This is a genomic window from Microvirga sp. Mcv34 (assembly GCF_024519725.1).
Lineage (GTDB): Bacteria > Pseudomonadota > Alphaproteobacteria > Rhizobiales > Beijerinckiaceae > Microvirga.
Window position 1 is genome coordinate 1 of record NZ_JALJRK010000221.1, and the last position, 1,745, is coordinate 1,745.

Genomic DNA, 1,745 nt, shown 5'->3' on the forward strand with positions numbered 1-1,745 from the left:
GAATGCTGTCCGGCTTCAAATCGGAATACCTGTCCGGATTGCGTCGGAATCCGCAGGTGAGGCTCGATCACATGCACCTGACGGGCTTCTTGGGCTGGCTGTTCTGGGGCTTTGCGCACGTCTACTTTCTGATTGGCCTGCGCAACCGAGCCGTGGTCGCACTCAACTGGTTCTGGAACTATCTGACCTATCAGCGGGGCGCACGCCTAATCGTTGACGGCCCTGACGCGCAGGAAGCGGCGCAAGCGGAGAAGACCAAGCCGCTCGCATCCTCAGTCGAGGTAAGCCGAAGCCCGGATCGAAGCCAGGTCAACATGGCGGGCCAGGATTGGCGGTAGAGGCACCTGGACGAAGGCTTCTCTCGGGTCGGCTTTTTCTATGGCAGGCTTGGATCGCCAACCAACTCCCAAGCGCTGACGCTCATTAGACAGATACCGGCTCCCAAGTTCCAAGAAGCATTGGGTGAGGCGTGTTCGTTTGCTGGCGTCGCATAAGGACGAGGGAGCAATGCTGGCAGGATATCGCGTGCTCCTGGTCGAGGATGAGACGCTCGTTGCCGGAGATCTGAGCGCAATGCTGGCAGAGGCTGAGGGCGTGCCGGTCGGACCGGCCACATCGGTCATCGAGCGTCAACCGCGACATCGCTCCGCTCACATCCCTCAGCATTCTGCCCGACATGGCGAACTGTCTTGACGTAGCCTCGGCACCGAAGTCGAGCTGTAGAAGGATCACCCGTAATGACAGAACTGCGTCAGAGCCGTCCTCTCGTTCTTATTGTTGAAAATGAGATGGTGATCGCCTCATTCCTACACGATGCTCTGGAAAGCTCTGGCTATGGGGTTGCAGGACCATTCGTGGCTCGCGCCAGTGCGCTGAAATGGCTTGAGAAACACACTCCGGATCTGGCCGTGATCTGTACAATGCTGAATGACGGTTCCAGCAGAGAAATTGCGGCGGCTCTCACCCAACGCGGCATACCCTTCATTGTCTATTCCGGCAGCAGACAGGACGAAGATGCCTTACGCGAGTTCAGGAGTGCGGTTTGGGTTGAGAAGCCTGCAACGAATGAAACGCTTCTCGAGACGCTTGCCAGCCTTCGAGCCAAACCAAGGCAGGAGTAGCGCCGAGGCTGAAGGGTGGAAGTCTCCTGCCGTACTGGCTCCATGTGCTCGACTACCGCTTTCCAGGGGCATCGCAGTATCTTCCCGGAATTTGTCATTCGGCGTTGAACTCAGATTCCTTCATGTACTCAGCGTAACCCGCTGATTGGCCTGTAACCTTCTGCAGATCGAGCGGGTCACGACCGGTGCCGATTGTAACCCCTTTGTCAGGGCTGCTTATTTCGACTGTTCAACCGGTTACGCCTGTACGGACGGGCCGAACCATTCTGAGCCGACTTACACCTGTGCTCACCTGTACCTGTGGCCTCCGGCGAGGAGACACATCCTTCCAGGTGCCCATCATACGGGCTCCGCCAGCGCGTCGCGGATCCCGTCAAGCAGTGAGCTGTCCTCCAGCGGTTTTTCCAGCACCTGGCGGAAGCCCGAGCGGAGGGCGCGCTCCCGCAGGGCCGGGGAGCTCCTCGCCGTGATCAGCAGGGCCGGCAGTGTGACATGCCGCTGCCGGAGGCGCTCCACAAGGGCGATCCCGTCCATCCCAGGCATGACATAGTCCACGACCAAGCATCCGCTCGGCGGCAGGTCGGGGTCGGCCAGAAGCTGCTCGCCGCTCTCGTAGAGGTGCAC

The 1,745-nt window shown here is 59.7% G+C and carries 2 protein-coding genes and 1 pseudogene; 2 read left to right on the top strand and 1 reads right to left on the bottom strand.

The genetic code is table 11. The features are described from left to right. Together OC446_RS30220 and OC446_RS30225 are read left to right on the top strand one after the other, a co-directional pair. Positions 1-338: pseudogene (locus OC446_RS30220) on the top strand (hypothetical protein); the annotation flags it as partial. A gap of 399 nt (positions 339-737) precedes the next feature. Then, positions 738-1,121 (top strand): response regulator, encoded by a 384-nt coding sequence (locus tag OC446_RS30225; protein WP_262032566.1) that lies wholly within the window; start codon positions 738-740, stop codon positions 1,119-1,121. 339 nt (positions 1,122-1,460) lie between these two features. Here the strand turns inward: OC446_RS30225 and OC446_RS30230 are convergent. After that, on the bottom strand, positions 1,461-1,745 hold a 285-nt coding region (locus tag OC446_RS30230), incomplete at its 5' end, for a response regulator (protein ID WP_262032567.1).

Excerpts from the sequence above, each read along its gene's own strand:
- OC446_RS30225 (WP_262032566.1), top strand. The coding sequence starts at position 738 with ATGACAGAACTGCGTCAGAGCCGTCCTCTCGTTCTTATTGTTGAAAAT.